This is a genomic window from Chryseobacterium contaminans, assembly GCF_001684955.1.
Lineage (GTDB): Bacteria > Bacteroidota > Bacteroidia > Flavobacteriales > Weeksellaceae > Chryseobacterium > Chryseobacterium contaminans.
Genome location: NZ_MAYF01000088.1, coordinates 1 through 7,165 on the forward strand (window position 1 = coordinate 1; position 7,165 = coordinate 7,165).

Annotated in this window: 6 protein-coding genes; 3 read left to right on the top strand and 3 right to left on the bottom strand. The window is 36.3% G+C overall.

The window, feature by feature from the left end; all coding sequences use genetic code 11:
- Positions 1 to 97: 97 nt before the first annotated feature.
- The 3 genes from BBH99_RS06720 to tpx all read right to left on the bottom strand — a co-directional run bounded on the left by BBH99_RS06720 (position 98) and on the right by tpx (position 2,006).
- Positions 98 to 787: an alpha/beta hydrolase gene (locus BBH99_RS06720; RefSeq protein ID WP_066693725.1), complete on the bottom strand. Its 690-nt coding sequence runs from the start codon at positions 785 to 787 to the stop codon at positions 98 to 100.
- A 68-nt stretch (positions 788 to 855) separates the two neighbouring features.
- Positions 856 to 1,431, bottom strand: a complete 576-nt coding sequence (locus tag BBH99_RS06725) for a Crp/Fnr family transcriptional regulator (protein ID WP_066693727.1) — start codon at positions 1,429 to 1,431, stop codon at positions 856 to 858.
- 71 nt (positions 1,432 to 1,502) lie between these two features.
- Complete coding sequence (gene tpx, locus BBH99_RS06730; RefSeq protein WP_066693730.1) at positions 1,503 to 2,006, bottom strand: thiol peroxidase; 504 nt, start codon at positions 2,004 to 2,006, stop codon at positions 1,503 to 1,505.
- A 315-nt stretch (positions 2,007 to 2,321) separates the two neighbouring features.
- Here tpx and BBH99_RS06735 point away from each other — a divergent pair, with 315 nt between their 5' ends.
- The 3 genes from BBH99_RS06735 to BBH99_RS06745 form a co-directional block, all read left to right on the top strand.
- Entirely contained in the window at positions 2,322 to 4,538 is a 2,217-nt protein-coding gene (locus BBH99_RS06735) for an NADP-dependent isocitrate dehydrogenase (RefSeq protein WP_066693734.1), read from the top strand.
- Positions 4,516 to 5,832, top strand: coding sequence for a PQQ-binding-like beta-propeller repeat protein (locus BBH99_RS06740; protein ID WP_066693737.1), 1,317 nt, complete (start codon positions 4,516 to 4,518; stop codon positions 5,830 to 5,832). The genes BBH99_RS06735 and BBH99_RS06740 overlap by 23 nt, the downstream gene beginning before the upstream one ends.
- Positions 5,833 to 6,180: 348 nt before the next feature.
- The coding region (locus BBH99_RS06745) for a TonB-dependent receptor plug domain-containing protein (RefSeq protein WP_165601893.1) at positions 6,181 to 7,165 on the top strand (985 nt) is incomplete at its 3' end.

A 7,165-nucleotide genomic window follows, 5' to 3' on the forward strand; every position in this document is an offset into this window, starting at 1 on the left:
ATTCTTTTTACCATTTTGATCTTTATTCATAAAAAAGCCCTGTGAAAATACTTAAAATTTTCCAGAGCCTTGTGAATCTTTATGATTAATTTATATTTTAAAGAGAAGATGCTGCCTCTAAAATAAGTTGAGTAACTTCTTCAGGATGTGAAGCTAACGAAGCATGACCGGCTTCCAGTGTAATTATTTTTTTAGGCTGCATACGTTCTGCCATTTCTTTTTCGGTTTCTGCCGGAATCATACGGTCGTTGGATGAAATCTGGTACCAGCTTGGTTTTGTTTTCCATGCCGGCTCTCCTGCAGCATCTCCAAAACACTGCCCGTGGATAGGTTTTTGTGACAGTGCCATTACCAACGCTTTTTCATCATCCAGGTCCTGACAGAATGCAGATTTAAACTCATCGTATTTGATCCATAAGAATCCTTTATTATCAGGATAAATACTTGCCCCGCCCGGAGATTCTCTTCTTCCTAACAGAGAGCCTAAACTATCTCCCGCATCAGGAGCGAAGGCAGCAATGTAAACTAACCCGACTACTTTATCATGATTTCCGGCTCCTGAAATTACAGCACCACCATAAGAATGTCCTACTAAAAGCACTTTTCCTTCCTGGGCATCAATAAGATCTTTTGTTTTATCAATATCATTTTGTAAGGAAGTAAGAGGATTCTGAACGCTTCTTACTTTATACCCTTCTTTTACCAGAGAAGGAATAATGTATTGCCAGTGAGATCCGTCTCCCCAGGCTCCGTGTACCAAAATAATGGTTAAATCTTTTTGTTCCATGATGTTAAGTATTAAATTTTAATATGGTAAAGCTACAACCTAAAAACACCTTTGGACGTTAACTTAAGTTAATTTACAATCCTGCTCCGGATTCTGCTCAAAGATTGTTCGGTAACTCCCAGATAGCTGGCAATATGTTTCTGTGCTATTTTCTGGAAAAGGAGAGGTTGTTGTTTCAGAAGGTTCAGGTATCTGTTTTCCGGGGAAAGGCATATCAGATCATCAATTCTTTTTTTGGCATCCAGATAAATTTTCTCACTCATCACCCGTCCGAATTTCTGCCAATAGGCTTCTTTCTGATATAATGCCTGTAAATGCTCTTTGCTTAATAATAAGATTTCACAATTTTCCAGCGCCTGAATATTCATATTGGATACGGTATCACAGAGTATGCTTTCATAATCGGTAAAAAATTCATTTTCAAAATAGAATCCAAAGTTGATTTCCCTACCCTGGTCATTGACATAAAAGCATCTTATGGTTCCTTTTTTGATAAAGCCCAAATAACGGCACTTTTCACCCTGTTTCAGAAAGAAGTCTGATTTTACAAGCTGTGTATCTTTAAGAAGAGCATAAAACTCATCAAAGTGTTCCTGATCTACCTGGAAAAGCTCTCCGTATCTGGTGTAATGGTCTGATATCATATTGTGTATTCCGGATTAAAAAAAGCCTTGTAAAATCAAATTCACAAGGCTTTTTACAAAAATTATTTCTACTATTGGTTCAATGCTGCCAAGGCTGCATCGTAGTTAGGTTCGTTAGCAATTTCTGAAACCTGTTCAGTATAAACCACTTTATTGTTTTCGTCTGTAACAATTACCGCACGGCTTAACAGGCCTTTCAATGGAGAATCTGTAATGGTTACCTCATAATCATCACCAAAGCTGCTTCTGAAGTCTGAAAGAGTTTCCACTTTATCTAATCCTTCTGCTGCACAGAATCTTCCTAATGCAAATGGAAGGTCTTTAGAAACGTTGATGACAACAGTGTTATCAAGTTTTGAAGCTTCTTCATTGAATTTTCTGCTTGACGCAGCACAAGTAGGAGTATCAATGCTTGGGAAGATATTGAATACTTTCTTTTTTCCTTCAAAAGTTTCAAGAGTCTTCACATTTAATCCTGAATCAACCAGTGCAAAATCTTTAACAGTGCTTCCTACAGCTGGTAATGTTCCTATGGTGTGTACTTCGTTTCCTTTTAAAGTGATTGTCGTTGACATAATATTTATTTTTTTAGTTTTTCAAATTTAGTCAAAAAAGAATTTTTCTTTGTGAAATATAAGGTTAAATTAATCTTAAAGTGAAAATATAAAATACTTTAATCTGGGGATCAGTTTTTTAAACAATTTCCAGCTTCAAAAACTTTAAAATGGAATTTAATATCAATTTTTAACAGTATGGCAGAATATACCATTATACATCTATAAAAATTAAAAGACGCTCTCACCTCTTTTTTTATTTAAAAATTCCCCGAAAAAACAATCATATTTAGTAAATTTGTGGGACTTTAATTTCAAATAACAAATAACAGTATAATGTCAGAAAAATCAAAAATTTACTACACATTAACGGATGAAGCACCAATGCTGGCTACTCACTCGTTTTTACCTATTGTAAAAGCTTTTACTAAATCAGCAGACATCGAGATTGCTGTTCCGGATATTTCCCTGGCAGGCAGAATCTTAGCGAACTTCCCTGAATTTTTAAAGGATGACCAGAAGATTGGTGATGCTTTGGCAGAATTAGGAGAATTAGCTACTCAACCGGATGCTAATATCATCAAATTACCTAATATTTCTGCTTCTGTTCCTCAATTGGACGCAGCTATTGCTGAATTACAAGGAAAGGGTTTCGCAGTTCCAAATTACCCTGCAGAGCCTAAGAATGATGAGGAAAAAGCAATCAAAGCTAAATATGCAAAGGTTTTAGGAAGTGCTGTAAACCCTGTATTAAGAGAAGGAAACTCTGACAGACGTGCTCCAAAGGCTGTTAAAAACTATGCAAAAGCTAATCCTCACAGAATGGGTGATTGGGCTTCTGACAGCAAAACTGACGTAGCACACATGAACAATGGTGATTTCTACGGAACAGAAACTTCTACAACGTTAGAAAACGCTACACAATACAGAATCGTATTCAAAGGAAATGAAGGGGAAACCGTATTGAAAGACTTCGCAGGTCTTCAGGCTGGTGAAGTGATCGATTCTTCTGTAATGAACCTTAATGCTTTGAAAGTATTCGTTCAGGAGGCTATTGAGGAGGCTAAGAAAAGAAATGTACTTCTTTCTGCCCACCTTAAGGCTACAATGATGAAAATCTCTGACCCAATTATCTTCGGGGCTATCGTAGAAACTTTCTTCAAAGAGGTATTCACTAAATATGCTGAGACGTTCAAGTCTTTAGATATTAATCCAAATAACGGTCTTGCTGATCTTTTCGAAAAAATCAAAGGAAATGCTCAGGAAGCTGACATTAAAGCTGATATTGAAAAAGCATTGGCTGAAGGGCCAAGAGTGGCCATGGTAAATTCTGACAAAGGAATTACTAATTTCCACGTTCCTTCTGACATTATTGTAGACGCATCTATGGCTGCTCTTGTAAGAGGTGGAGGTAAAATGTGGAACAAAGACGGAAACGAAGAGGATACGGTTTGTATCATCCCTGACCGTTCTTATGCTGGTTTCTATCAGTCTGTCATTGATGATATGAAAGCACACGGAAAATTAGACCCTACTACAATGGGATCTGTTCCAAACGTTGGGTTGATGGCTCAAAAAGCTGAAGAATATGGTTCTCATGATAAAACTTTCCAATTATCTGCTGACGGAACTGTAGAAGTTCAGGATGAGGCAGGAAACGTTCTTCTTTCTCAGAAAGTAGAAAAAGGGGATATCTTCAGAATGTGTCAGACTAAAGATGCTCCTATCCAGGACTGGGTAAAATTAGCAGTAAACAGAGCAAGACTTTCTGATACTCCTGCTATTTTCTGGCTAGATAAAGGAAGAGCTCACGACAGAGAGATCATCAAAAAAGTAGAAAAATATCTTGCAGATCATGATACAACAGGTCTTGACATCAGAATTCTTGATGTAAAAGATGCAATGACTGAAACGCTTAAGAGAGCAAGAGAAGGTAAGGATACGATTTCTGTTTCAGGAAACGTATTGAGAGATTACTTAACTGACCTTTTCCCAATCCTTGAGCTGGGTACTTCTGCTAAAATGCTTTCTATTGTTCCATTGATGAACGGTGGTGGTTTATTTGAAACAGGTGCCGGAGGTTCTGCTCCAAAACACATCGAGCAGTTCTTGGAAGAAGGATACTTAAGATGGGATTCTCTTGGTGAATTCTTAGCATTACAGGCTTCTTTAGAACATTTAGCACAAACTCAAGGAAATACAAAATCTCAGGTTTTAGCAGATGCATTAGATGAAGCTAACGCTAAATTCTTAGCTACCGACAAATCTCCTGCAAGAAAAGTAGGTCAGATTGACAACAGAGGTTCTCACTTCTATTTAGCAATGTATTGGGCTGAAGCTTTGGCTAACCAAACTGCTGATGCAGAATTAGCGGCTCAGTTTGCTCCGGTTGCTGCTGCCATGAAAGAAAATGAAGAAGTAATTAATGCAGAATTAATCGGTGCTCAAGGTAAGCCTCAGAATATTGACGGTTATTACAAAACGGATACGTATAAAACATATGCTGCCATGAGACCAAGCACTGTTTTAAATGAAATTATTGACGGAATCTAAGAATATGTATATCAAAAAAATAGGATTTTTATCTTTCTTATTCACTTTATTTATTTCATGTTCAAGCGATTCTGATGAGGTCATCATTGTACCACAGCCAGTTACACCGGAGGAAAAAATTATTCTGAAGGAAGTAGTAGTGGTTGATGAAAATACATTAAAACTGGAATGGACTACCACTGGTAAAAATACATACCAAAGTTTTCAATTTTCAAGAAAAACTTCTGAAAATGGAACCGAAGGATCATTAAACCAGGAAACAGGAAATACATTTGTAAAAATTGATAACAATATTCCATATACTCCTTATCTGGATTATCAAATAACCGGATATACCACTAATGGGCAAAGTGTAAAGAGTAATATTGTCACCTATAAAAGGCCAGGTATTAAATTACTTAATATCCGGCCTACAGATGCCTTGTTTGATTCAGACAATGGAAATATGTTTATATTTGGAGACAATGGAAACATCATGAAGTATGATGTAACCTCAGGTTCTGTTGTAAAGGAAATTTCTACCGGAGCTACACTAGGTTATTCTTTCCTTGGTACTTTTGGAGGACAAAAGGAACTATATGTACCAAGAAATGACGGATGGGTATATATCTACAATACAAGTGATTTATCATTGAAAGACCAGATTAATTTTGGAAGCAGTGTTACAAGCGTTGTATTAGCTAATGACAAGCTGTATGGAACAACAGGAGATATTTCCAATGTATCCTTAAAATGTTTCGACAGGGCAACCAAACAATTAGTATCAACAAATGGAAACTATCAATATGGAAGAATAAAAAAAGTGGCCAACACTAATTCAAGCTTCTTTTATATTACAACAAATGTAGGTCCACCCAATCTAATTCGCTTTAACTATAATGCAGATGGAACATTTGTAAATAGATTTGAAGATAAATACCATGGTGACCACCCTTTAAATGATAAAATATTTGAAGCTTTACCAGGAGGAAATGGATTCTTAACAGCTATAGAAGGTGCTATATATGATAGTAATTTAGTTTTTACAGGAAATCTTCCTAGAGGTAATTCAGGATTAACAAGCTTTGATTTTGACACCAGCAATATCATTGCTGGAACTGATAAAAAAAGTATTGAACTTTATAACCTAAACAGTTATGCAAAAGTCAATTCAATCAATACCGAAAGATATCCTTTTAAAGTATTTAGCTATGGAAATAAGATTGTTTCCTTAAGTTCAACAAATGCTTTTGCTATCAACAATTATTATTTAGATCCACCTGTGAATGTAATAGTGGAAATATTAAATAAATAAGTAAAAATCTCTCACCGTGTGAGAGATTTTTTATTTGAAATATACTATACTCAATACAACGACTTAAAAATAGTACAAATTTTAAATATAGTGTCACAAAACCTCGCAAATTGCGAGGTTTTGTGATTTTGATAATATACCCCATCTTTTTTGTGACCTTTTCAAAACCCCAAAAGAGATCAAAGTAGAACGGCAAGCTCCTTTCCAGGAGCTTTTGTTGAACAAGCCCAATCTTTTAAACAAGCTAATCAAGGATTAATAATATCCTATTTAAATATCAAAAATAACAGTTGATCCATTTCAGCTTTCCTATTTTTTCAATATGTTTGTAAAAAACAGACCGTCTTAATGAAAAAAATCTACATTCTTGCTCTTTCTCTATCAACAATAGTATTTGCTCATGCTCAGGAAAATGAAAATCATATTGATGAAGTAGCCATCCATGCAAGATCAAAAGTTATCAAAGAAAGGGAAGAATTTAAAAAACATGCACAATCCACGGAAATCATCTCTGAATATGAAATCAACCGAAATAATCCTGCCTTCATAGAACAAAGCCTTAATACGATGGCCGGAGTTCAGGTAGAAAAGAGAACGCAACTGGGCGGGCAGCGAATTGTTATACGAGGATATGGAAACGATCAGAAATTCAATAACTGGGGGATCAAAATGTACCTCAACAATATTCCGCTTACCGGAGCTGATGGGGTTACCGTTCTTGATGATGTTAATTTCGGGTTGGTGAACCGTATAGAAGTTATAAAAGGTCCTGCAGCCACATTATATGGCGGCGGTTCCGGTGGCGCAGTACGATTGTATATGCAACCGGAAAGTAAAAAAGGAAATTCTGTTTCTGAGCAGTTTATGACCGGCTCTTTCGGATTATTTCAAAGTTCTACATCTGCAACAAGTGTGGGAGATCATCATTCCATTACTGCCAACTATGGACATATTGGAAGTGACGGATACCGTCCTCATGGTAAAAGCATTAAAAACTTCTATAATATCAATGGCGAGTTTAAGCTTAATGCCAATCAGAAAATAACGTTATTAGCCACTCATGGTAATTCTCTGGAACAGGTTTCCGGCCAGATTTCATATGACGATTATTATAATGGAATTGATAACGGAAACTTTGCTTACATCAGGCGTGGAGCGAAAACAAAATTTGTTACTTCAAGAGTAGGAATCGGGCATATCTGGAAAATTGCTCCTAATTTCAAGAACAATACCACCGTTTTCTACACGGGTACAACAGGTGAAAGAATTGCGGCAGGAGCTAATGAAACGTCTTCTTTTTCCAATTATGGACTCAGGTCCGTTTTTGAATTGA

Coding starts and splice junctions, on each gene's coding strand:
- BBH99_RS06725 (WP_066693727.1), bottom strand. CDS start 1,431: ATGATATCAGACCATTACACCAGATACGGAGAGCTTTTCCAGGTAGAT.
- BBH99_RS06740 (WP_066693737.1), top strand. CDS start 4,516: ATGAAATTATTGACGGAATCTAAGAATATGTATATCAAAAAAATAGGA.
- BBH99_RS06735 (WP_066693734.1), top strand. CDS start 2,322: ATGTCAGAAAAATCAAAAATTTACTACACATTAACGGATGAAGCACCA.
- BBH99_RS06720 (WP_066693725.1), bottom strand. CDS start 787: ATGGAACAAAAAGATTTAACCATTATTTTGGTACACGGAGCCTGGGGA.
- tpx (WP_066693730.1), bottom strand. CDS start 2,006: ATGTCAACGACAATCACTTTAAAAGGAAACGAAGTACACACCATAGGA.